Genomic DNA, 23,127 nt, shown 5'->3' on the forward strand with positions numbered 1-23,127 from the left:
GAAGCGCCCGATCGGCGCTGAGCGGATGGGTGGAGACTGATGACCGAGCTCGCTGACCGCGAACTGATCCCAGCCCCCTACGACCTCGCCGACCGCTACCGGGTCGGCGCTGGAACCGTTGTCCTCACCGGTGTGCAGGCGATTGCCCGGCAGCTGGTGGAGCAGCATGTGCGTGATCTGCGTGCGGGTCGCCGCATCGGCACGTTCGTGTCCGGCTACCAGGGCAGTCCGCTCGGCGGTGTGGACAAGATGCTGGCCGGCATGCCCGGCGTCCTGTCCGAGCACGACATCACCTTCGTTCCCGGTCTCAACGAGGAACTCGCCGCCACCGCGGTGTGGGGCAGCCAGGGTGAACTACCCGAGGGCGCCGCCACGCACGACGGCGTGGTCGGCGTCTGGTACGGCAAGGGCCCCGGCCTGGATCGCGCCACCGACGCCCTGCGGCACGCCAATATGTACGGGGCGAACGCGCGCGGCGGCATGCTGCTGCTGGTCGGCGACGATCCGGCGTCGAAGTCCTCGACCGTCCCCGCGGTGAGCGAGCGCTCGCTGGCGGCGATGAATATTCCGGTGCTGTTTCCCCGCAATGCCCGCGAGATCATCACCATGGGCCTGCACGGTGTCGCGCTGTCCCGGGCGAGCGGTTGCGTCGTGGCGCTGAAGATCGTCGCCGATGTCGCGGACGGCGCCTGGACAGTGGACGGGTCGGTCGGCGACATCGATATCGTCGTTCCCGAAATCCTTTGGGAGGGACGGCCGTTCGTCTACAAGCAGCGGCCGATGGCCGCACCCACCGACAGCGTAATCGCCGAGGCCGACCTGTACGGGCCCCGCTGGGAAATGGTGCAGTCCTACAGCACCGCCAACGAACTCGACGTGATCGAGGTGAATCCCCCGCACGCCACCGTCGGAATCGCGGCCACCGGAACCACTTTCGACGCCGTCCGGCAGGCGCTGCTCGATCTGGGCGTCGAGGACGCCGATCTGATGCGCGCCGGTGTCCGCCTGCTGCGCATCGGCATGCCGTTCCCGATCGCCGGGCCCCGGGTCCGCGAATTCGCCCAGGGGCTGGATCATCTCGTCGTCGTCGAGGACAAGACCGCGTTCCTGGAAACCCAGATCCGCGAAATCCTGTACGGGAGCGCCGATGCCCCGCGCATCATCGGCAAGCGTGACCTGGACGGCAAGCCGCTGTTCCCGCAGGACGGCGAACTCACCACCGGGCGCATCATCGCGCCGCTGCGCCGCGCCCTGAACGCGCACCCCGACATGCTCGGCCTGACCAAGAAACGTCCGCTGCCGCAGCCGCTGTCGCTGTCGGTGCTGCCCGCCAAGCGCGCCGCCTACTTCTGCAGCGGCTGCCCGCACAACCGCTCCACCGCCGTGCCGGAGGGTTCGCTCGCCGGCGGCGGCATCGGCTGCCACACCATGGTCACCATGTCGGGCCGCGAGGACTCCAAGGTGCTCGGCCTGACGCAGATGGGCGGCGAGGGCGCGCAGTGGATCGGCCAGGCGCCGTTCACCCAGGTGCCGCACCTGTTCCAGAACATCGGCGACGGCACGTATTTCCATTCCGGCCAGCTGGCCGTGCAGGCGTGTGTGGCCGCCGGCGTGAACATCACCTACAAGCTGCTCTACAACGACGTCGTCGCGATGACCGGCGCACAGGACGCCGAGGGCGCGCTGGCGGTGCCGAAGCTGACGCACAAGCTGATGATCGAGGGCGTCCAGCAGATCATCGTCTGCGCGGACGAACCGTCGAAGTACCGCAAGCGTGATCTGGCGCCCGGCACCAAACTCTGGCATCGCGACCGCCTGGACGAGGCCCAGCGCGCCCTGCGCGAGATCCCGGGCGTGACGGTGCTCATCTACGACCAGCACTGCGCCGCCGACGCGCGCCGCCAGCGCAAGCGCGGCACCCTGCCGACCCGCCGCACCCGGGTCGTGATCAACGAAGCGGTGTGCGAGGGCTGCGGCGATTGCGGCACCAAGAGCAACTGCCTGTCCGTGCAACCGGTCGAGACCGAGTTCGGCCGCAAGACCCGCATCGATCAGACGTCCTGCAACACCGATTACACCTGCATGGACGGTGACTGCCCGTCGTTCGTAACGGTGGAGCTGCCGGACCCGGCCGACGCCGAAACCAAGAAGCGCAAGAAGACCCAGCATCCGGAGCCGCCCGCGCTGCCGGCGATCGAGCACACCGCGCCGACCACCACGCAGAACGTCTTCCTCGCCGGGATCGGCGGCACCGGCATCGTCACCGTCAACCAGGTGCTGGCCACCGCCGCCCTGCGCGCGGGCTACGACGTGGCCAGCTTGGACCAGATCGGCTTGAGCCAGAAGGCTGGGCCGGTCGTCTCGCACCTGCGTTTCGTGGCAGGCGAATTGGAGCCCGCCAACCGGCTCACCCCGGGTTCGGCGGACTGCATCATCGCTTTCGACCTGCTCGCCGCCACCGACAACAAGAATCTCGCCTACGGTTCGGCGCAGACCACCCTGTCGGTAGCCTCGACCAGCCAAACTCCCACCGGGGACATGGTTTACGACAAGTCGGTGTCCTACCCGGAGACCTCCGCGCTGCTGGCCCGGCTGGAACGCGCTTCGCGTTCGGTGCGGTCGTTCGACGCGCTGGCCGCCGCCGAGGTCCTGTTCGGCAATACCGCCGCCGCGAACTTCCTGCTGGTCGGCGCCGCCTGCCAGAGCGGCGGCCTGCGGATCCCGGCCGCCGCCATCGAGGAGGCCATCAGCATCAACGGTGTCGCGGTGGCCGCGAACATCGCCGCCTTCCGCTGGGGCCGCACCGCCATCGCCGAGCCGGATGTCTTCGCCGCGGCGACCGCGCGCAAGCAGCGCGAGAAGGCCGAAATGGCCGTTCCGCCGGTGCTGTTCGACGGCTTGACGGCCACCGGTGAAACCCGCCGCCTGGTCGAGTTGCGGGCGGCGGAGCTGATCGGCTTCCAGGGCGTCAAGGTCGCCCGGGAGTACGTCGCCACGGTGCAGCGCATCTGGACCGCCGAGCAGCAGTGCACCAGCCGGACCGAATTCAGCGAGCAGGTCGCGCGCGGGCTGTACAAGTTCACCGCCTACAAGGACGAGTACGAGGTGGCCCGCCGCCTCACCGACCCGGCATTCCTGGACGAGGTGACCGCCCAGCTGCCCGAGGGCGCGAACCTCACCTACAAGTTGCACCCGCCGGTGCTGCGTGCCCTCGGTCGCAAGAAGAAGATCGGCATGGGCCCCAACAGCCACGTCGCCCTGCGCGTGCTGGCCAAGGGTAAGCGCCTGCGCGGCACCAAGTTCGACCCCTTCGGCTATGCCCACGTCCGCAGGGTGGAGCGGGCCCTGCTGGCGCACTACACCGACATGGTGTGCACGCTGGCCGCCGAGCTGACCGTCGACAACTACGACCGCGCTGTGCGGGCCGCGGGCCTGACCGACGTCGTCCGCGGTTACGAAGACATCAAGCTCGCCAACGTGGAGCTCTACCGAGAGCAGTTGCGGGCGCTCGGAATCGAACCTCCGCGGGTATGAGCACGGGCGAACGGGACGTCCGGAGCTTACGCCGGGCGTCCCGTTCGCGGCTACGCCGTTACCTACCGGCACACCGACCGTTGGAATCGCGCGATCGAATCGATTGCCCAGCCGTGACCGAATCCTGAGGCCCGCGGCGATATACAGATATGGGCACTCGATCAGCCCCCGTAGATCGCCGAGACCGCCCCGGACAGCACCGCCAGCCCGTGTTCGAGTTCGTCGTCGGTAATGGTCAGCGGCGGCAGGAGTTTGATCACCTCGTCCTCCGAGCCGGAGGTCTCCACCAGCAGGCCCCGCTCGAAGGCGAGGCGGCAGGCCTTCGCGGCCCGCGACGCGTCCTCGAAGACCAAGCCTTGCACCAGGCCCCGGCCGCGGATCGACAACCCACCATGCGCGGTGGCCAGCTCGGCCAGCGCATCGGCGACCCGTTCGCCTTTCGCCAGAGTCGACAGTTCCAGCGCCCGGTCGGTCCAATACCGCTCCAACGCCACCCGTGCCGTCACGAAAGCCGCGTTGTTCCCCCGGAAGGTGCCGTTGTGCTCGCCGGGCGCCCATTGATCCAGCTCGGGCCGGAAAAGCACCAGCGCCATGGGCAATCCGTACCCGCCGATGGACTTCGACAGCGTCACGATGTCGGGCGTGATGCCCGCGAACTCGAACGAGAAGAAGCCCCCGGTGCGCCCGCACCCCATCTGGATGTCGTCGACGATGAGCAGAATGCCGCGCGCGGAGCACAGTTCGGCCAGTTCCCGCAGCCACGCGGCGCGGGCCACGTTCACCCCGCCCTCCCCCTGCACCGTTTCCACGATGACGGCGGCGGGTGTGTCCAGCCCCGAGGACGAATCGTCGAGGGCGCGCCGCATCCAGCGCAGTTCGTCCGCGCCGCCGAGGTAGCCGTCATAGGGCATCGGGGCGACGTGCACGAGTGGCACTCCGGCCCCGGCCCGTTTGGCCGCGCTGCCGGTCACCGACAACGCGCCGAGCGACATGCCGTGAAAAGCGTTGGTGAAGTTGAGAATCGACTGCCGTCCGGTGACCTTGCGTGCCAATTTCAGTGCGGCCTCCACCGCATTGGCTCCGGTGGGGCCGGGAAATTGCACCTTGTAATCCAGCCCGCGCGGTTCGAGCAGAGTGTCGCGCAGTGTTTCCAGCAGTTTCCGCTTGGCAACGGTGGACATATCGAGCCCATGGGTGATCCCGTCGCCCGCAATGTAGTCGAGCAGCGCGCGTTTCAGCGCCGGATTGTTGTGCCCGTAGTTCAGCGAGCCCGCACCCGCGAAGAAGTCGAGGTAGTCCTTGCCCTGCTCGTCGCGCAACCAGGCGCCGCTCGCGGTGTCGAAAACGGTGGGCCAAGACCGGCAGTAACCGCGCACGTTCGATTCGAGGGTTTCGAAGACAGACCCCTGGACGACAGACATCGGCGGTCCTTCCATGAGCGTCAGAACGAATCTGAAGTGCCTGTGTTTCTAACATTGGGGCGACAGGTCTGTCTCGCTTTTCCCAAAACCGCGCGGATTCCTTCCACGCGTCCAACCGACGGCACTACAGTTGACTGCTTGTGCGCTGCAGTGCGGAGGGGGCAGGAACTTTGGCTGCGGCAGCGAAAAAGTGGCAAGCCCAACGGGTCTACCGCCAACTCGCCGTCGCCGGATTTCGTAGGCAGTCCCAATACAAGCTCGCCATGTTCGCCGGACTGTTCACCAACTGCGTCTTCGGCATGGTCCGGGCGGCCGTGATGCTGGCGGCGGTGCGCGCGGGCAGCGACTTCGGCGGGTACGACGAGGGCACCATCGGCGCCTATGTGTGGCTGTCCCAGGGACTGCTCGGCGCCATGCAATTCATGGGTCCGCCACTGGAATTGGTCGACCGAGTCAAGAACGGCGATATCGCCATCGACTTCCTGCGCCCGGTCGACATCCAACTCGGTTATCTCGCAACCGATCTCGGCCGCGCCGCGTGCACCATGCTGCCGCGCGGCATCCCCAGCGTGGCATTCGGCATGCTCACCTTCGGCCTGGCCATGCCCACCACGCCCGGACCCTACCTCTGGGGCACGCTGAGCCTGCTGTGCGCCATCACCCTGTCGTTCCTGTGCCTGTTCGCCGTCGGGCTGATCGGCTTCTGGGTCATCGAGACGCGGGGCCTGCGGGTGCTGTATCAGATCTGCGGCACGTTTCTGGCGGGTTTGTTCGTCCCGGTGCACATGTTCCCCGACTGGCTGCGCACCCTCGCCCACGCCACCCCCTTCCCGTCCATTTTGCAAACCCCCATCGATATTCTGTCCGGCCGCGTGACCGGCACGGAATCGCTGACACTCGTCGGCATCCAGCTCTTCTGGATCGTGGTCATCGGCGGAATCGGTCGCGTACTGCTCGCGTCGGGCCGGCGCAGGCTGGAGGTGCAGGGTGGTTGAGGCACACATCGATGTCGGCACCGTCCCGGCGGGCACCTGGTTCACCCCCTACGCCGCGGTGCTGCGCTCCCGGATCCGCGCCCAGCAGACCTACCGGCTGTCCTTCATCAGCGAGGTCTTCAGCGCCTTCCTGATCGGCGTGGTGGAATTCGCCGAGGTCTGGGTCATCTTCCACAAGGTGCGCGTGCTCGGCGGCCTGGATATGGACGCCGCGCTACTGCTGTTCGGATTGAGCAACACCGGATTCGCGCTGGCGCAGGTGCTGGCCGGGCACCTGGACCAACTGCCCGTCCTGATCCGCCAGGGCACGCTGGACGCCTACCATCTGCGCCCGCAACCGCTGCTCCTGCAATTGATCACCGGCGATATCTCGCTGCGCCGCCTGGCCCGCGCCGCGGTAGCCATGGTGGTTTTGGGAATCGGTTTGCTACGCAACGATATCCACTGGAGCGCGGGCGCGTTGCTGCTGCTTGCGACTACCCTGATAACCGGCGTTCTGCTCTTCGCCGGCATCTTCGTCTGTGCTGCCGGGTTGCAGTTCTTCTTGATCGACGGTGCCGAACTGACCAACAGCTTCACTTACGGGGGGTCCTTCGCCGCCATGCAGCCCGCCTCCGTCTTCCCCACCCCACTGAAACTGCTGTTCGGCTTCGCGATCCCGGTCGCGTTCACGGCCTATCTGCCCACCATCGCGCTGCTCCAGCTGCCCGGACCGGCCCTGCTGCCCGCCTGGCTGGCATGGCTGGCGCCGCTCGCCGCACTGTGGGTATGGGGCGTCGCGTTCTACCTGTGGCGGCTCGGCACCAGGCACTATCAGGGAGGCGGCGGATAAGCGTGGCGGACAGCATATTTCCGGGGTCGGCCCCCGGGCCTCCGGCGGGCCGTCGCCACGAGCTATCGGACCCGATCGTCGAAATCGAGGACCTCACCAGGCAATTCACGCTGTACCGCAAGAACGGCAGGCGCTGGCGCAGGCAGCGCGACACACTGACCGCCGTCGACCAGATGACCTTCCGGATCGAACGCGGCGCCGCGGTCGGATATATCGGCGCCAATGGCGCGGGGAAATCCACCACCATCAAAATGCTCACCGGCATTCTCGTCCCGACCTCCGGCCGCGTACGCACCTGCGGCCTGGAACCGGTGCGCCAGCGCCGGGAACTGGCCTCGCGCGTCGGCGTGGTGTTCGGGCAGCGTTCGCAGCTGTGGTGGGATCTGCCGCTGCGCGAATCGTTTTCGATCCTGGCCGCGATCCATCGCCTGGACCCGGACATGACCCGCAAACGCACCTATGAACTGGTCGAACAACTGGAGATGGCGGAAACCCTGGACACCCCGGTGCGCCAGCTCTCGCTGGGCCAGCGCATGCGCGCGGAAGTCGCCGCGGCTCTGCTGCATTGCCCCGAACTGGTGATCCTCGACGAACCCACCATCGGCCTGGACGTGCTGTCCAAACAGCGGCTCCGGGAATTCCTGCGGGCCGAACGCGTCGACCGCGGCACCACCCTCTTGCTCACCACCCACGACATGGGCGACATCGAGCGGCTGTGTGACCGCGTGCTCGTCGTCGACCACGGACGTCTGGTCTACGACGGCTCGCTCACCGGCCTCGGCGCGACGGTGGGCGCACGGCGCGTCCTGGTGGTCGACCTGGCCGAGCCCACACCCGACCTGGTGGACCTGCCCTGTCGCGCCGAACTGCTCACCAGCGAGGGCGAGGGCATCCGGCAGCGCCTCGCCTTCGACGCCCAGACCACCACGGCCGCACAGCTTCTCGCGGCCGTCTCCGACCGGGCCGAGGTCCGTGACCTGTCCATCGAGGAGCCGGAGATCGAGGACGTCGTCCGCCGGATCTACGAGTCCGCGCGCTGAACGAGCTCGAATATCGGTTGCGACATCCCGGCGTTGCGACCATACTGCTGGGCGTTCTTGCCGAACTTGTTGCCCTGGGGGGAATCTCGACATGCGCACATCTCGTCCGGCCGTGGTGGCCATCGGCGTCGTACTGATCGCCGTGCTGGTATTGACCATGAGTGGTTGCGGAAAGAGCAAGAAAAAGAAGAAGTATTCGAGCTCCTCGCCCGGTACCTCACAGACCACCGGCACGCCCTACCGCGACTGCGAGGAGGCCTGGCGCCTCGGTAACCCGCCGATCCGCAAGACGGACAAGGGCTACTCGACCACCCTGGATCGGCTCGACGGCAAGGAAGACGGCGTCGCCTGCGCCACCCGCCCGAGTTCGACCCGGACCCCGACCAAGTCCCCCACGCGCACGCCGACGAAGACCCGCTGAGCGTCGCCGGAAGACAAATCGCCCCGGATCCACTGACCGCAACCTGATAGCGAACTTAGAGGCATGGGTGTTTCAAATCACCCCGAGCCGGTCAGCTCGGCGCTTGCCCGTGCGCGGAGTACAGGCTCACTTCGCCGCCCTCACCGAGGAACGCGTTCACCAACAGGATTCGCTCCGCGCGCAGGTCTTCCGGATGCGGTGACTGGGTGGTGATCGAGATCTGCGGGATCGCCGCCCAGTTCACCACGTAGCGTTCGGGCGGCCCGTCGTCGTCGGACAACCGCGCGAGCCGGAACACCGAGACCGTTTTCCGGACGACGAGGTTGCGGACGACCTCCGCGATTCGCTCGGGGTCTTCCAGCGCGAACATGAAGCCGAATGTGAGCTCGGGCGAGGACACGTAGGCAGGCACGAACATGGAGGTTAGTACATCTGTTCACGGTGCACAGCCGCCTCGCCCAAGGCGGTTGCCACCCATACGCTCTCGCTCTCGACCTCCGCGCCGCCGCCGCGACGCCGCCGCTCGGATGGCCGACGCCGCGTGACCGATCCGTAACGGCCATAACGATTTCCCGGCAACTGACGGTCTTTTACGCTATACGGTTGCACCGATCCGACTATCGCGCTTTCCTGAATATGTCCCGATTTTCTCGGGCCGTCTTCCTCATCGCATCGTCGCGGATTTCCCGGTTTCTTTGCCGTGCTGGTGGACTATGTGGGGGGCGTCCGAGGCCCGGGGCTGCGCCGGAGCCGAGGGGTGCCCCTCCCCGAAATCCTCCTCGGCCCTGGCGCATCCAAAACAGTCGAAACGAAAACCACCGCAAGGGCGTGCACCATGCAATACGCCGAGTCTACGAGTTCCCAGCCCCGCATCGGAACCGACGAGTTGCCGCATCGCTCAGCGCTGTTACGCGCGTTCCGCGAGCCCTCGAACCCCCGTCAGCACAAGCACCGCGTCCTGGACGCCGCGCACGAGTTGGTGGAGTGCCACGAGCGGCGCAGCCGGGCGCTCCGGGCGGCGCGCACACCCGATGCCGACCCCGGCCTCGTCGCGTCCCGCAGTCAACTGGTCGAGGACATCGACGGGCAGCGGCGCGAGCTGGTCGCCTGCATCGACGACTGGGTCGCCACGCATGTCGCCCACCGCACCGGCGCCTCGTTGCACACCGAAACCCTGGGCGCGGTGATCGACCGGATGGCATCCAAATGGGTTGCGGCACAACGGGCTTTGCGAATGCTGGAGCCCAGCGCACCGCAGGTGGACGAGGACGCCCACCTGCAGTGGACCAGGCTGGCCGAGCTGGCGGACGGCTACCAGGATCTGATCACCGACGTGGTCGAGCACCGGCGCCGGCTACCGGTCTGGTGAGCGGCTAGCGGTTGTCGCCGGGTTCCACGATTTCCGGCTCGATGATCTCGGGCTCGACGACCTCGGCCGTGACGAACGAGGTGCCCGTGGGCGGCGCCGGTTCCGTCTCCTCGTCGTAGGAGGTGCCGGCCTCGGCGGCCTCGGTGTCCGAGTGCTCCATCGCGTCGCGCCGGGCGGCCGCGGCCGCCTCGTTCATCTCGATGGCGTCGGTGATCCAATCGCCGATCTCCCGGGTCACCTCCGCCACGGTGCCGGTGATGATGGAGGCGATATTGCCGACATGTCTGGCACCCGAAGCGGTCAATTCTTGAATCAGATCTTTGTTACTTTCGAATTTCCCGATCATTCACACACCGACTTCGCTTGCCTTTCGCTGACGCATCACGATAACACTGGGCGCGGACTCCGATGAGACCAGCGAAGGCGGCAGCGCGAGTTTGCAAATCTTCCACCACACCGACGCGACCTGCTTGCTCAGCGGGCCGGTGTTGTAGGGCAGACCGTACTTCTCACACAGCTCGCGCACCTCCGGCGCCATCTCCGGATAACGGTTCGCCGGCAGATCCGGGAAGAGGTGGTGCTCGATCTGGTGCGACAAATTGCCGGACATGATGTGGAACAGCTTGCTACCGCTGATATTCGCCGAACCCAGCATCTGCCGCACGTACCACTCGCCGCGCGTCTCCTCGGCCGTCTCCTCCTCGGTGAACGTTTGTACGCCGGTCGGGAAGTGCCCGCAGAAGATGATCGAGTAGGCCCAGACATTGCGGACCAGGTTGGCGGTGACGTTCCCTGCCAAGGTGCTGGCGAACAGCGGACCGGTCAGCGCCGGGAAGATCAGGTAATCCTTGAGTACCTGCTTGCCCGCTTTGCGCCACTGGCCCTTCACCAGCTTCTTGACATCGGACCAGGAGCGCCGGCCGCGCACGATGTTCTCGACCTCGAGGTCGTGGCCCATCACGCCCCACTCGAACAGCATCATCAGCGCGAAGGCGTACAGCGGCTGCCCCAGGCGCAGCGGGTTCCACTCCTGCGACTCGTCCATCCGCAGAATGCCGTAACCGATGTCACGGTCCTTGTTGTGGATGTTGGTGAAGGTGTGGTGCATGTAGTTGTGCGAGTGCCGCCACTGGTCGGCCGGGCAGACCGTATCCCATTCGAACTCACGGGAATTCAGATCCGGCTCGCGCATCCAGTCGTACTGGCCGTGCATCACGTTGTGGCCGATCTCCATGTTGTCCAGGATCTTGGACACACTCAGCGCGGCCACCGCCGCCAGCCAGACCGGCGGCAGGAAACCCAGGTACATCAGTCCGCGCCCGGCGATCTCGAAACCGCGCTGCGCCTTGATGATCGAGTAGATGTATTCACGGTCGCGGTCGCCCAGATCGGCGACGACGCGGGCCCGCAGATCATCGAGCGCCTTACCCAGCTCCTCGATCTGATCCGGGGTCAGGACCAACGGTCCATCTTTGGTTTCGGTCAGAATCGTCATGATTGTTCCCCTGTCGTTGTCTCGTCAGACGTCGATCTCGACGTCGCCCACCGGCGCACTGATGCACAACTGGATGGGCTGGTCCGGGTCACTGTTCGTTTCCCCGGTGCGGACATTGCGTGTACAGCCGGTACGGCGAACCGCGGTGCAGGAGAAGCAGATTCCCATCCGGCACCCGTACTCCGGGCTCAGCCCGGCGGCCTCGGCCTGCTCCAGCAGCGTCGCGCCGTTATTGGCGACGCTTACCCCGCTGGCCGCGAAACCAACCGTCCCGTGCACCTCGACGTCGTCGGCCGGGGCCAGCGTGAGGGTGAACTCCTCGGTGTGCAGCCGGTCGTCCAGCTGCTCGGCCTCATAGACCTTGCGCACCGCGTCCATCAGGGCCTGCGGCCCGCAGACGAAGGTCTGGGCATCGGCGAACCAGGGTGCGACGCGTTCCAATTCGTCGTAGTCGAAGTACCCGGTGCCGCTGATTTCCGTGCACGAGCGCACGGTGACCGGCTCGAGCTCGTCCGCCGCGTGCCGCCCGGGATAGCGCAGCTCGATGCGGAAGTTGCTGTGCGCCCGCGCGATTGCGTCGAGTTCGGCCCGATGCGGCACCAGCACCGGCGATTTCGCGTAATGCAGGAAGGTGAGGTCACCTCGGTAGTCCTCCGCCGCCAGCGTGCGCAGCATCGACAGCACCGGCGTGATGCCGCTGCCGCCGCTGATCAGCAGGATCCGCTCGGGGCGGGTCTCGGGCAGCGCGAAGGTGCCGGCCGCCGGTTCGAGGTCGACCACCATGCCGGGTTCGGCATGCTGGTACAGATGCTGCGAGACCAGCCCACCCGTATGGGATTTGATCGTGAGCTGAATGTGCTTGTCCCGGCGGCTCTCCGGATTGACCGGCGAGTAGCACCGGGTGTGCCGGACACCGTCGATCACCACACCGATCTGGACGTACTGGCCCGCGGTGTGCCCCCGCCACTGCCGGGTGGGACGCAAGGTCAGCGTCACCGAGCCCGGCGTCGAGCGGCGCACATGGGTGACCTCGGCCCGCAACCGCCGCGCGGTCAGAGTCGGCCGGATCAGTTCCAGGTATCGGTCCAGCGGGTGCGGCGTGGTCAGCGTCTGCACCACATCGATGAGATCCACCATTTGGTTCTCCATGCCTCTTTTCGGGGCTACGGCGTGCGGTCCAGAATTTCAGTGCACGCCTGTACACTCAACTAGTGTGACTGATGACCCCGTGCCGGTGTCAACCGGCAGATTGTGTGACCCGAACAACATCCCCAGAAGGTGCGTATGGTGAACGGATGTATGCTCACCGAGATGAATGAGCAGGCAGCGACGCGAAACGAGCGCAAGGAACGGACCCGCCAGGCACTGGTGGACGGCACCCTCGCACTCGCCGCCGAACGTGGTTTCGCGGCTTTGAGCCTGCGCGAGATCGCCCGCTCGGCCGGCATCGTCCCGACGGCCTTCTACCGGCATTTCGCCTCCTTGGACGACCTGGGCGCCACCTTGGTCGACGACGGCGTCACCGCACTGCGCCTAGCCCTGCGCGAGGTCCGCCGCAGCCCCGACGCCGGCGTATCCGCTTCGGTCCGCTTCGTATTCGAACAGGTGGACCCCAAGCGCGACCTGTTCGGCTTCCTCATCCGCGAACGCCACGGCGGCTCCGCGGCACTGCGCCAAGCCATCACCACCGAGTTGCACCTGATCGTCCGGGAACTCGTCGCCGACCTCTCCCGCATCCCCGCCCTGGACTCCTGGGCCCCGCGGGATCTGGAGATCGCCGCCGACCTCATCGTCGGCACCGTCATCCACGGCATCGGCGGCTACATCGCCGCTCCCGCGCGGGAGCAGAAGCCGATCGTCGACCGCACCGTGCACCAGGTTCGCCTGGTCGCCCTGGGCATGGGCGTCTGGAAGCCCGGCACCTAGCCTCCCCCGCGCCATCCTGGGCGGGCCGCGGATCGCGCGATGCCCGGGACAGGCGACTCTTATCGAAGGCAATTTTTTATGCCCTCTTGCGCACAGCGTTCGCACATGCGTACATTGTTCAGCACACGGGAACAGCGTTCGCAAACGCACCGGCAAGCGAAGCCAGAGAAAGAGGCAAGACCATGGGCACGACCGTCAGCGCGAGCAACAACGACATCCGGGCAACCGAAGGTGACCGCTTCTCGGTCGCACACTGGCAGGAACGACTGGACACGTTGCGCGCCGCCCGCAATGTGCCGGGCGCCGCCCTGGCCGTCCTCGTGGACGGGCACATCCATGAGCTGGCCAGCGGCCTACTGCACCGGGGCACGGGCGTCGAGGTCACCACCGACTCGGTGTTTCTCTGCGGTTCGATCGCCAAGGTCTACACGGCGACGCTGATCATGCAGCTGGTCGACGAGGGCAAACTCGATCTCGACGCCCCGGTGATCGACGTGCTGCCCGAATTCGCGGTCCCGGACGCGGCGGCCACCGAGATCATCACCACCCGCCAATTGCTTTCGCACACCGCGGGTTTGACCAATGACTTCAACTACGACAGCGGCCGCGGTGATGACTGCCTGGCCGAGTTCGTCAAGGCCGCACGCGAGGTACCGCAGGACTGCCCCACCGGCACCACCTTCTCCTATGGCGGCATCGGCTACGTCGTGATGGGCCGGATGATCGAGGTGCTGACCGGGCTGACCTGGGACCAGGCCGTCGTCGAGCGCTTGGCGAGACCGCTCGGCCTGGAGCGCACGGTAACTCTGCCGGAGCAGGCGCTGAAGTTCCGCACCGCGATGAGTCACCTCGGTGCGCCGGGTCTCGACCCGGACCCGGCGCCGGAGTGGGATCTGATGCCGCGCTCGGTGGCGCCCGCGGCCCGGATCATCCAGCGCGGGCGATATGGCCCGTTTCGCGCAGATGCACCTGTCCGGCGGCCTCGCCCAGGACGGCACCCGAGTGCTCAGCGCGGAAGCGACGGCGGCGATGCAGCGCCGCGAGATCGACTGTCTCGACAAGTGGACCGTCAGCGGGGACGGGCAGGGCCTGGGGTGGGTGCTGAACAACTGGAACGGTGTAGCCGGCTTCGGCCATGACGGCGCGGCCATCGGACAGTACGGCTACCTGCGCGTCATTCCCTCGGCCGGCATGGCGATCGTGCTACTGACCAACGGTGGCGGCGCCCGGCAGCTCTACTCCGATCTGTTCCGGGAACTGCTGGGCGAATTGGCCGGGGTGACCATGCCCGAACCGTTCGCGCCTCCGGCGCATCCGCCCGCGGTCTCGATCGCTCCGCACGTCGGCAGCTATCGGCGTGCCGGTGTCGTGATCACCGTCGAGGAACGGGACGGCAAGGCGCACATGCTGTACGAGTTCGTCGACTCGATGGCCGGTATGTCGCCGCCCCTGAGTATCGACCTGACCCCGGTCAGCGAAACCGTCTGGGCCGGAACGGGTGCGGGGCCGTCCTTCAGCGAAGGCTATATGCCGGTGATCTTCTCGGTACTGGCCAACGGTGTCCCCTGCGTGGTGGTCGGCACGCGGGCCACACCCAAGACCGACTGACCCGAATGCTGGTGCCCCGCCGGTCGATCCGGCGGGGCTTCCGCACGTCAGCTCGCGGCGTCGACCGGCCCGCGTTCCGGCGGCGCGACCGCGAGCAACGCGGCCAGCCCCGCGCCCAGCACCAGCAGCAGTCCGATGATGCCCACCCGTTCCGCACCCTCGCCGTCACCGCCGAACAGCGCGACGAACGTGCCGAAAAGCGTTGGGGCGAGGAAGGACGCGGCACGCCCGGTCGTCGTGTACAGCCCGAAGTACTGACCCTCGCGTCCCGGCGGAGTCAGCCTGGTCAGGAACGACCGCGCCGAGGCCTGGGCGGGGCCGACCGAAACGGTCAGCAGCAGACCGAAAATCCAGAACATCAGCGAACCGGACACGAACAGCAGCACGGTGCCCCACACCAGCATCGACGTCAGCGACACCACGATCACCAGCTTGGGCCCGAGCCGGTCGTCGAATCGGCCCGCGACGATCGCCCCCAGTGCCGCAACCACATTCGCGGCGACGCCGAACAGCAGCACGCGGGCATCGGTGAAGCCGTAGACCTGCACAGCGAGTACCGCGCCGAAGGTGAACACCCCCGCCAAGCCGTCCCGGAAGATGGCACTGGCGATCAGGAAGAAGACGGTGCGCTGATCGGTGGCCCAGAGTTCGGTCAGATCTCGCCACAGCACCTTGTACGACCCGAAGAACCCAGCCCGCGCGGCTCCGGGATCGGCGTCGGTGCGCGGCAATTCGGGCACGGCGAACAGCACGGGCAGCGCGAACAAGGCGAACCACACCGCCGCCAGTACCGCGACCAGACGAATGTTCAACCCGTCAGCCGTCGGTATGCCGAAGATGCCGCGGTGGTCACCGTCACCGGAGATGAAACCCAGATAGCAGGCGAGCAGCAGGAAGATGCCGCCGAAATAGCCCATGGCCCAGCCGAAACCGGAGACCCGGCCCACCGTCGCCGGCGTGGAGACCTGCCGCAACATGGCGTTGTAGGGCACATTCGACAGCTCGAAGGCGGCGGAGCCGATCGCCAGCAGCGCCAGGCCCAGCCACAGGTAGCGGGGCTCGTCCCGCACGAAGAACAACGCGGCCATCGACAGGATGGTGATCCCGGTCAGCACGGCAAGGGAAAGTTTGCGTTTCGCGGTGGCGTCGAACCACTGCCCGGCCACCGGCGCGGTGACCGCGACCACGAACCCGGAGAGGCCGAGCGCGAAACCCAGCCAGGCACCGGGCGAAATGCCGCCCGGCCGGCCCTCGCCTACCTCGTCCACCAGGTACACGGAGAAGACGAAGGTAAGAATCACGGCGTGGAAAGCGGCGGACCCCCAGTCCCACAGCGCCCACGAGACCACTTGCCGGCGCCCAGCGGCCTGCCCCACGGTCGCCTCGGCGTTCACCTCCGTCATGCGCCGGAGCTTAGTGGCGTCCGCGGAAGAATGCGGGCTAACACCCCACGAGCACGGTATGCACCCAGTTGCATAGTACCGAGTGTCACGACTATTCTGTCCGCATGGCCCTCGAGCACGCCCTCCTGGTATCGCTGACCGAGCGCGCCGGCTCCGGTTATGAGCTCGCGCGCCGCTTCGACAAGTCCATCGGCTACTTCTGGAGCGCGACCCACCAGCAGATCTACCGCGTGCTCAAGCGGATGGAGGAATCCGGCTGGGTAGACGGTGAGGCCGTGGCCCAGGACGGCAAACCCGACAAGAAGGTCTACTCGGTGAACGCCGCCGGCCGCGCCGAACTGGCCCGCTGGATCGCCGAACCTTCCAGCACCGAGATGCCACGCAGCGAACTCGGCGTCAAGATCCGCGCCGCCGAGCACGGCGATATCGACGCCCTGTGCACCGAGGTCATCCGCCAGCGCGACCAGCACGCGCAGCGCCTCGAGGTCTATCGCCTGATGGAGAAGAAGGACTTCCCCGCGCCGGAACGACTCACCGGCACACCCCTGCACCAGTACCTCGTCCTGCGCGGCGGCATCCGCGTGGAGGCCGGGTTCGTCGAATGGTGCGACGAAGTATTGCAAGCCCTGCGTCCGCGCGCGGACATGTCCGCACCTCTCCCGCCGGCTACGTCGGCTGCCATCCCCCTCGACGACGGAGAAAGTGAAGCTCCCCGATGAGTGCATTCCCCCACCTGTTCGAGCCGCTCGACCTCGGCTGCACCACCCTGCGCAATCGCGTCGTGATGGGTTCCATGCATACCGGCCTGGAAGATCGCGCCTGGGACACCAACCGGCTGGCCGCCTACTTCGCCGAACGTGCCCGCGGCGGCGTCGGTCTCATCATCACCGGGGGCTACGCGCCCAACCGCACCGGCTGGCTGCTGCCGTTCGGCGCGAAACTCACCAACAAGACCGAGGCCTACCGGCACCGCGCCATCACCAAGGCGGTGCACGACGAGGGCGGCAAAATCGCCATCCAGATCCTGCACGCGGGCCGGTACTCCTATATGCCCGGCAGTGTTTCGGCTTCCTCGATCAAGGCGCCGATCAATCCCTTCCGCCCGCGCGCACTCTCGGCCAAGGGCATCGAGCAGACGATCCAGGATTACGCCCGCTGCGCGAAGCTGGCCCAGTTCGCCGGGTACGACGGCTGCGAAATCATGGGCGGCGAAGGCTATTTCATCAACCAGTTCCTCGCGCCGCGCACCAACAAGCGCACCGACAAGTGGGGCGGATCGCCGGAGAACCGGCGCCGGATCGCCGTGGAGATCGTGCGCCGCACCCGCGCCGCGGTCGGCCCGAATTTCATCATCGTGTTCCGGCTGTCCATGGCCGAGCTGGTGGAGAAAGGGCAGACCTTCGACGAAATCGTCGCCCTGGCAAAGGAACTCGAAGCAGCGGGCGCGAACATTCTGAACACCGACATCGGCTGGCACGAGGCCCGGGTGCCCACCATCGTAACCTCGGTGCCGCGCGCGGCGTTCGTCGAGTTCACCGCGAAGATCACCCAGCAGGTCGGCATTCCGGTGTGCGCGTCCAACCGCATCAACATGCCGGAGATCGCCGAGGAGATTCTGACTCGCGGTGACGCCCAGCTCATTTCGATGGCCCGGCCGTTCCTCACCGACCCCGAGTGGGTCAACAAGGCACAGCAGGACCGGGTCGACGAGATCAACACCTGCATCGCCTGCAACCAGGCCTGCCTCGACCACGCCTTCCAGCACAAGACGGTGTCCTGCCTGCTGAACCCGCGCGCGGGCCACGAGACCGAACTGAAGCTGCTGCCGACCCGCCGGAGCAAGCGCGTCGCCGTCGTCGGCGCGGGCCCGGCGGGTCTGTCGGCCGCCGTCGCACTCGCCGAAAGGGGCCATCGGGTCGACCTTTTCGAGGCCGACGACAAGATCGGCGGCCAGTTCGACATCGCCCGCCGCATTCCCGGCAAGGAGGAGTTCAACGAGTCCATCCGCTACTACACCCGGATGCTCGAGGTCCGCGGGGTGACCGTGCACCTGAACAAGCGCGTCACCGCCGACGAACTCATCGCGGCCCGCTACGACGAGGTCGTCCTCGCCACCGGCGTGCAGCCGCGCATTCCCCAGATCCCCGGTATCGACCACCCCATGGTGTTGTCCTACGCCGAATTGGTGCGCGACGGGAAGCCGGTCGGCAAGCGCGTGGCCGTCATCGGCGCCGGCGGCATCGGATACGACATCAGCGAGTTTCTGACCGTCGACGGCCATCCCACGCTCAAACTGGACGAGTGGAAAGAAGAGTGGGGCGTCGACTCGGATAACGAGCAGGCCCCCGGTCAGCTCGCCACCCCGAAACCCTCCCCCGCCGCACGCGAAGTCGTTCTGCTGCAACGCAAGACCTCCGCCTTCGGCAAAGACCTCGGCAAAACCACCGGCTGGGTGCACCGCGCGGCCCTGAAGGCCAAGGGGGTCGAGCACGTCGGCGGCGTCAACTACGAGCGCATCGACGACAACGGCCTGCACATCAGCTTCGGCGAGAAACGTGAACGGCCGCAACTGATCCCGGTCGACAACGTCATCATCTGCGCGGGCCAGGAATCCGTGCGCGACCTGGCGGAACCACTGCGCGCGGCCGGCCTGGACCCGCACCTGATCGGCGGGGCGGAACTCGCCGCCGAACTGGACGCCAAACGCGCCATCGATCAGGGCACCCGCCTGGCCGCCCGGCTCTGACCGCCGGACGTGGCGCGGCCCGGCCGGACCGAAGCACTAGGCTCGCACCCGTGAGCTTGCCTTCCCCTACCTCCGAGAACCGCGCCGTCGTCACCGGCGCCTCCTCCGGCATCGGCATGGCCCTTGCCGCTGAACTCGCCTCGCGCGGGTATTCGCTGATCCTGGTCGCGCGGCGGGGTGAGCTGCTCACCGAGTTGGCGGAGCGGCTCACACTGACGCACGGGATCACCGCGGAGGTGCGAGCGGTGGATCTGTCCGACCGGGAGGCGCGGCGGCCGCTGGTCGAGGAGTTGGCCAAGCGAGATATCGCGATCCTGGTCAACAACGCCGGCGTGGCCACGTTCGGACCGTTGGCGAAGCTGGATCTGGACTACGAGCGCGCCATCATGGAGCTGAACGCGGTAGCGGTGCAGGATCTTTCGCTGGCGGTGCTGCCGGGCATGATCGAGCGGCGCGGCGGCGGCATCCTGATCACCGGTTCGGCGGCGGGCAATATGCCGATTCCGAACAACGCCACCTATGCCGCGTCCAAGGCGTTCACCAACACCTGGGCCGAGTCGCTGCGCGGGGAGATGAAGGAGTACGGCGTGCATGTCACCCTGCTGGCTCCCGGCCCGGTGCGCACCGACAACCCGGACCAGGAAGAGGTCAGCACCAAGATTCCGGAGTTCATCTGGGTCACCGCCGAACACACCGCCCAGATCACCGTCGACGCGCTGGCCAAGAACAAAATGCGAGTCGTCCCCGGCCTGATCAGCAAAGGTATGAGCCTGGCCGGCCAGTACGGCCCGCGCGCCATCACCTCGGTGGTCGCCGGCGCGGCGTACAAGCGACTCAGCGGCTAGCGGGTCAGCAGCTAGCGGGTCGGCGGCTAGCGGGTCGGCGGCTAGCGGGTCGGCAGCTAGCGGCTCGGCAGCTAGCGGCTAGCGGCTCGGCAGCTAGCGGCTCGGGGCTAGCGCGTCGGCGGCTAGCGCGTCGACCATCCGTTCGATGCGCGAACGGCGTGCCGCTACCGTCGGCGGGTCCCGAAGATGCTCCGGCTGATCTCGCGGCCCGCCGCCGTTGCCGCCGACCGGACGAAACTCTTCACCGCCGGGTTCTTCATGATGCGCGCCGCGGCATTGTCGTCTTCGGGCTGCCGCGAGCGGCCCGACGGCGCGGGAGCCTGGGGCGCGTCCTGAATCGCGGCCTCCATTTTCGCGGCCAGGAGCTCCGCGGCGGATTCGCGATCGATGGTCTGGCCGTACTTGGCGTACAGCGCACTGGACAGGGCGCGGGAGCGGATGCCTTCGTCGCCGATGGTGCCCATGAGCGAGCGCGGCGGTCGAATCCTGGTCCACGCCACCGGCGTCGGCGCGCCCTGTTCCGACAGCACCGTGACGATCGCCTCACCGGTGCCCAACCCGATGAGGGCTTTCTCCAGGTCGTAAGCGCTGGTCTTCGGGTAGGTGCGCACTGTCTTCGACAGTGCCTTCTGATCGTCCGGGGTGAACGCGCGCAGGGCGTGCTGGATGCGCGCGCCCAGCTGGGAAAGCACCGAATTCGGGATATCCGTGGGCAATTGGGTGCAGAAGAAGACGCCGACGCCCTTGGAACGGATCAGCTTCACCGTCTGCTGCACCTGATCCAAGAAGGCCTTCGAGGCATCGGCGAAGAGCAGGTGCGCCTCGTCGAAGATGAAGACGAGCTTCGGTTTGTCGACATCGCCGACCTCGGGCATCGTCTGGAACAAATCGGCGAGCACCCACATCAGGAACGTGGAGAACATCACCGGGCGGGCCGCCTGCGCACCGAGTTCGAACAGCGTGATCACGCCCTGGCCGCCGACGCTGCGGACCAGGTCGGCCGGATCCAATTCCGGCTCACCGAAGAACGTGTCGCCGCCCTCGCTCTCCAGGTTCACCAGCGCGCGCAGGATCACACCCACCGTCTGCGCGGAGACCCCGCCGATCCCCTGCAGATCCGCTTTGCCCTCGGGACTCGTCAGGTGCGTGATGACCGCGCGCAGATCCTTCAGGTCCACCAGCGCCAGGCCCTGTTGATCGGCCCAGTGGAAGATCAAACCGAGTGTGGACTCCTGCGTGTCGTTGAGCCCCAGCACCTTGCTGAGCAACACCGGCCCGAATGCCGAGATGGTGGCGCGGATCGGCACTCCGACGCCGCCGGTACCCAGCGACACGAACTCGGTCGGGAATCCGGCCGGCGTCCAATCGTGGTCGCCGGTCTCCTCGGCCCGCTCGGCGACTTTCTCGTTCGAGGCCCCCGGCGTCGTCAGCCCGGACAGATCCCCCTTGATGTCGGCCATCACCACCGGCACACCGGCTCGCGACAGCTGTTCGGCGATGCCCTGCAAAGTCTTCGTCTTGCCGGTGCCGGTCGCGCCCGCGACCAAGCCGTGCCGGTTCAGGGTGCGCATCGGAATCCGCACCAGCGCAGCCGGATCCGGGACACCGTCGATCACCACCGCCCCCAGCTCCAGCGCCTCGCCTTCGAAGAAGTACCCGGCGGCGATCTCCTGCGCCTGCGGCGAGCCCGAGGCGGGCTGCTCAGCCCGCGTCGTCGTGCTTGCGGTGGCATTCGCGTGTTCCGGGTCGTCGGCAGCGCCACTTTGCTGCTCGTCGGCGGCGGCACCCTGCTGCTCGTCGGCGGCGGCACCCAGCTGCTCGTCGGCGGCGGCACCCAGCTGCTCGTCGGCGGCGGCACGTTCCTGCTCGTCGGCAGCGCCACCCAGCTGCTCGTCGGCGGCCGCCTGCTGCTCCGCCCATTCGCGTTCGGCTGCCACCGCGGCCGCCTGCGCCTCGGCCGCGACCCGCGCGGCCTCCTCCGCCGCAGCCCGCGCCGCCGCGGCCTTCTCCTGGGGAGTTGTCATCGCGTCCTCCGTTTGGTCTGACACCGCTAGCGGATTGCCGTCGTACCGAAAACGCTTGCACCGAACCGTGGAGCTGGACTGCCTGCAAACTCTATCCCCGCCGATCATGTTCGGACCGGGTAAAGCGCGGTGGCGTCGGCAACAACCGGCGCGGCAGTTCCTACTAGTGTTGCCGGGGTGTCCGACAAACTAGTGGTGTGGATGGATTGCGAGATGACCGGTCTGCGTCTCGACGGCGACAAGCTGATCGAGGTGGCCGCGCTCGTGACCGACAGCGACCTCAACATTCTCGGTGAGGGTGTGGACATCGTCATCCACGCCGATGACGCGGCGCTGGCGGCGATGCCCCCGGTGGTCGCCGACATGCACGCCAAATCCGGCTTGACCGACGAGGTGCGCCGCTCCACCGTCACCCTCGAAGAGGCCGAGCGGCAGGTGCTCGACTACATCCGCACCTACATCCCGGTGGCCGGAACCGCTCCGCTGGCAGGCAATTCGATCGCCACCGACCGCGGGTTCCTGGCGCGCGACATGCCCGCGCTGGACAAGCACCTGCACTACCGGATGATCGACGTCAGCTCCATCAAGGAGCTGTGCCGCCGCTGGTACCCCCGCATCTATTTCGGCCAGCCGGAAAAGGGCCTGACCCACCGCGCCCTGGCCGACATCAAGGAATCCATCCGGGAACTGGAGTACTACCGGCGCACCGCGTTCGTCGCGCCGCCCGGCCCGTCGACCACCGAGATCGCCGTGATCGCCGCCGAAGTGAGCGGTGTCACGCCGAGCCCGGCCGAATCCGCCCAGCTCAACGGCATCGCGGACGCCGATTAGGGACTAGCGGGGTACACACGCTAATATCTATCGCGCCGGTGATTCACCGGCGATGGTGGCTGTAGTTCAGTTGGTAGAGCACCAGGTTGTGATCCTGGCTGTCGCGGGTTCGAGTCCCGTCAGCCACCCGGAGCAGAAGCCCCGGTCCATGCGGACCGGGGCTTCTGCCGTTTCCGCGGGCCGCAAGATTGTGAAACAACACTTCTCCTGAATCCGGCCCCGGCGGCGATGCTCGGCCGTACGCTCTGCAGGGCAGTGGTGTCACGGGGGCACCGCCGCACGACCAGAAAGACACAGATTTCGTGATGCGTTCCGCGGTTATCGCAGCTTTCGTCGGTGCCACACTTGTTTCGGGGACCGCGCCCGCGGGCGCCGATACCGTTGCCGGAACCGGCAGCGCGACCACCGGCTCGTCCGCCGGCTCCGCGGGTGGGGTCACCACCACAGGCTCCGGCGAAACCGGTTCCGCCGGTGGACTCGAACGGCTGCTCTTCGGCGGACCACTGATCTGCGCCGCCGTCGGCAGCGCGTTCAACGCGAATCTCACCTGTCCGGGCACGCCCGGCCCCACCATCCCGCTGCGCTGACTACCGCCACGGGTGCGGAATTGACGAAAGGCCCCCAGCAGTCGCCAGGG

General features: G+C 67.2%; 19 protein-coding genes, 1 tRNA gene and 1 pseudogene. 14 read left to right on the plus strand and 7 right to left on the minus strand.

The features are described 5' to 3' along the window. Positions 1-39: 39 nt before the first annotated feature. Positions 40-3,534, plus strand: a complete 3,495-nt coding sequence (locus BJ987_RS35525; protein ID WP_209897398.1) for an indolepyruvate ferredoxin oxidoreductase family protein — start codon at positions 40-42, stop codon at positions 3,532-3,534. A gap of 161 nt (positions 3,535-3,695) precedes the next feature. On the opposite strand, the gene ectB is transcribed toward BJ987_RS35525, so the two are convergent. Then, positions 3,696-4,955, minus strand: a complete 1,260-nt coding sequence (gene ectB, locus BJ987_RS35530; protein WP_209897399.1) for a diaminobutyrate--2-oxoglutarate transaminase — start codon at positions 4,953-4,955, stop codon at positions 3,696-3,698. 170 nt (positions 4,956-5,125) lie between these two features. On the opposite strand from ectB, the gene BJ987_RS35535 reads away from it, so the two are divergent. From BJ987_RS35535 to BJ987_RS35550, 4 genes are all read left to right on the plus strand, one after another. Continuing rightward, on the plus strand, positions 5,126-5,950 hold the full coding sequence (locus BJ987_RS35535; RefSeq protein WP_245366278.1) for an ABC transporter permease: 825 nt from the start codon (positions 5,126-5,128) through the stop codon (positions 5,948-5,950). Next, on the plus strand, positions 5,943-6,782 hold the full coding sequence (locus tag BJ987_RS35540; RefSeq protein ID WP_307869856.1) for an ABC transporter permease: 840 nt from the start codon (positions 5,943-5,945) through the stop codon (positions 6,780-6,782). Before BJ987_RS35535 ends, BJ987_RS35540 begins: the two co-directional genes overlap by 8 nt. 173 nt (positions 6,783-6,955) lie before the next feature. Continuing rightward, positions 6,956-7,822, plus strand: a complete 867-nt coding sequence (locus tag BJ987_RS35545) for an ABC transporter ATP-binding protein (RefSeq protein WP_245367827.1) — start codon at positions 6,956-6,958, stop codon at positions 7,820-7,822. Positions 7,823-7,913: 91 nt separating this feature from the next. Beyond that, positions 7,914-8,243, plus strand: coding sequence for an excalibur calcium-binding domain-containing protein (locus tag BJ987_RS35550; protein ID WP_209897401.1), 330 nt, complete (start codon positions 7,914-7,916; stop codon positions 8,241-8,243). A 91-nt stretch (positions 8,244-8,334) separates the two neighbouring features. Here the strand turns inward: BJ987_RS35550 and BJ987_RS35555 are convergent, their stop codons facing one another. Next, positions 8,335-8,655 carry a hypothetical protein gene (locus BJ987_RS35555; RefSeq protein ID WP_209897402.1) on the minus strand — a complete coding sequence of 107 codons (321 nt, stop codon included), beginning with the start codon at positions 8,653-8,655 and terminating at the stop codon, positions 8,335-8,337. Between the two features lie 423 nt (positions 8,656-9,078). Here BJ987_RS35555 and BJ987_RS35560 point away from each other — a divergent pair, with 423 nt between their 5' ends. Beyond that, on the plus strand, positions 9,079-9,612 hold the full coding sequence (locus tag BJ987_RS35560; protein ID WP_209897403.1) for a DUF4254 domain-containing protein: 534 nt from the start codon (positions 9,079-9,081) through the stop codon (positions 9,610-9,612). Between the two features lie 4 nt (positions 9,613-9,616). On the opposite strand, the gene BJ987_RS35565 is transcribed toward BJ987_RS35560, so the two are convergent. Genes BJ987_RS35565 through BJ987_RS35575 form a run of 3 tightly spaced genes read right to left on the minus strand, consistent with a single transcriptional unit; the run spans position 9,617 to position 12,244 of the window. Further along, positions 9,617-9,916: a hypothetical protein gene (locus BJ987_RS35565; protein WP_245366280.1), complete on the minus strand. Its 300-nt coding sequence runs from the start codon at positions 9,914-9,916 to the stop codon at positions 9,617-9,619. A 42-nt stretch (positions 9,917-9,958) separates the two neighbouring features. Then, positions 9,959-11,107 (minus strand): fatty acid desaturase family protein, encoded by a 1,149-nt coding sequence (locus tag BJ987_RS35570; protein WP_209897405.1) that lies wholly within the window; start codon positions 11,105-11,107, stop codon positions 9,959-9,961. A 24-nt stretch (positions 11,108-11,131) separates the two neighbouring features. Then, complete coding sequence (locus BJ987_RS35575; protein ID WP_209897406.1) at positions 11,132-12,244, minus strand: ferredoxin reductase; 1,113 nt, start codon at positions 12,242-12,244, stop codon at positions 11,132-11,134. Positions 12,245-12,418: 174 nt separating this feature from the next. On the opposite strand from BJ987_RS35575, the gene BJ987_RS35580 reads away from it, so the two are divergent. Both BJ987_RS35580 and BJ987_RS38325 read left to right on the plus strand, forming a co-directional pair. Then, positions 12,419-13,033 carry a TetR family transcriptional regulator gene (locus BJ987_RS35580; protein WP_245366281.1) on the plus strand — a complete coding sequence of 205 codons (615 nt, stop codon included), beginning with the start codon at positions 12,419-12,421 and terminating at the stop codon, positions 13,031-13,033. A 182-nt stretch (positions 13,034-13,215) separates the two neighbouring features. Further along, positions 13,216-14,641 (plus strand): annotated as a pseudogene (locus BJ987_RS38325) (serine hydrolase domain-containing protein). Positions 14,642-14,688: 47 nt separating this feature from the next. Here BJ987_RS38325 and BJ987_RS35595 read toward each other — a convergent pair. After that, positions 14,689-16,044, minus strand: a complete 1,356-nt coding sequence (locus BJ987_RS35595; protein WP_209897410.1) for an MFS transporter — start codon at positions 16,042-16,044, stop codon at positions 14,689-14,691. A gap of 104 nt (positions 16,045-16,148) precedes the next feature. Here BJ987_RS35595 and BJ987_RS35600 point away from each other — a divergent pair, with 104 nt between their 5' ends. The 3 genes from BJ987_RS35600 to cmrA are packed head-to-tail and all read left to right on the plus strand — an operon-like array spanning position 16,149 to position 19,635. After that, entirely contained in the window at positions 16,149-16,763 is a 615-nt protein-coding gene (locus BJ987_RS35600; protein ID WP_209897411.1) for a PadR family transcriptional regulator, read from the plus strand. Continuing rightward, positions 16,760-18,790: an NADPH-dependent 2,4-dienoyl-CoA reductase gene (locus BJ987_RS35605; RefSeq protein WP_209897412.1), complete on the plus strand. Its 2,031-nt coding sequence runs from the start codon at positions 16,760-16,762 to the stop codon at positions 18,788-18,790. The genes BJ987_RS35600 and BJ987_RS35605 overlap by 4 nt, the downstream gene beginning before the upstream one ends. 50 nt (positions 18,791-18,840) lie before the next feature. After that, entirely contained in the window at positions 18,841-19,635 is a 795-nt protein-coding gene (cmrA, locus tag BJ987_RS35610; RefSeq protein ID WP_209897413.1) for a mycolate reductase, read from the plus strand. Between the two features lie 164 nt (positions 19,636-19,799). Here cmrA and BJ987_RS35615 read toward each other — a convergent pair whose 3' ends face one another. Further along, entirely contained in the window at positions 19,800-21,659 is a 1,860-nt protein-coding gene (locus tag BJ987_RS35615; protein ID WP_209897414.1) for a helicase HerA-like domain-containing protein, read from the minus strand. Positions 21,660-21,836: 177 nt separating this feature from the next. Here BJ987_RS35615 and orn point away from each other — a divergent pair, with 177 nt between their 5' ends. The 3 genes from orn (at position 21,837) to BJ987_RS35630 (ending at position 23,077) form a co-directional block, all read left to right on the plus strand. Further along, on the plus strand, positions 21,837-22,490 hold the full coding sequence (orn, locus tag BJ987_RS35620) for an oligoribonuclease (protein WP_209897415.1): 654 nt from the start codon (positions 21,837-21,839) through the stop codon (positions 22,488-22,490). A gap of 55 nt (positions 22,491-22,545) precedes the next feature. Further along, positions 22,546-22,618: transfer RNA gene (locus BJ987_RS35625), tRNA-His, on the plus strand. A 177-nt stretch (positions 22,619-22,795) separates the two neighbouring features. Next, positions 22,796-23,077, plus strand: coding sequence for a hypothetical protein (locus BJ987_RS35630; RefSeq protein WP_209897416.1), 282 nt, complete (start codon positions 22,796-22,798; stop codon positions 23,075-23,077). Positions 23,078-23,127: the final 50 nt, after the last annotated feature.

The sequence above is a fragment of the Nocardia goodfellowii genome (assembly GCF_017875645.1).
GTDB classification, from domain to species: domain Bacteria; phylum Actinomycetota; class Actinomycetes; order Mycobacteriales; family Mycobacteriaceae; genus Nocardia; species Nocardia goodfellowii.